This is a genomic window from Priestia sp. VA7 (assembly GCF_055710015.1).
In genome coordinates this window covers 1-258 of sequence record NZ_JBVQPN010000065.1, presented here as the reverse complement: position 1 = coordinate 258, position 258 = coordinate 1, and the positions used below count along the sequence as shown (strand labels likewise).

The following is a 258-nucleotide window of genomic DNA, read 5'->3' as shown; positions in this document are numbered from 1 at the left end:
GACCGATCGGTTAACAGCCGATAGCTCTACCACTGAGCTACTGTGGAATATGGTGGGCCTAAGTGGACTCGAACCACCGACCTCACGCTTATCAGGCGTGCGCTCTAACCAGCTGAGCTATAGGCCCTTCATTTGGAGCGGGTGATGAGAATCGAACTCACGACATCAGCTTGGAAGGCTGAGGTTTTACCACTAAACTACACCCGCGTTACTTAAGATGGGGCGACTGATGGGAATCGAACCCACGAATGCCGGAAC

The 258-nt window shown here is 53.1% G+C and carries 2 tRNA genes; both read right to left on the bottom strand.

The features are described from left to right. Positions 1–50: 50 nt before the first annotated feature. Positions 51–127: transfer RNA gene (locus AC0C45_RS30205), tRNA-Ile, on the bottom strand. 6 nt (positions 128–133) lie between these two features. Beyond that, positions 134–207 (bottom strand) — tRNA-Gly (locus AC0C45_RS30200). Between the last annotated feature and the right edge of the window lie 51 nt (positions 208–258).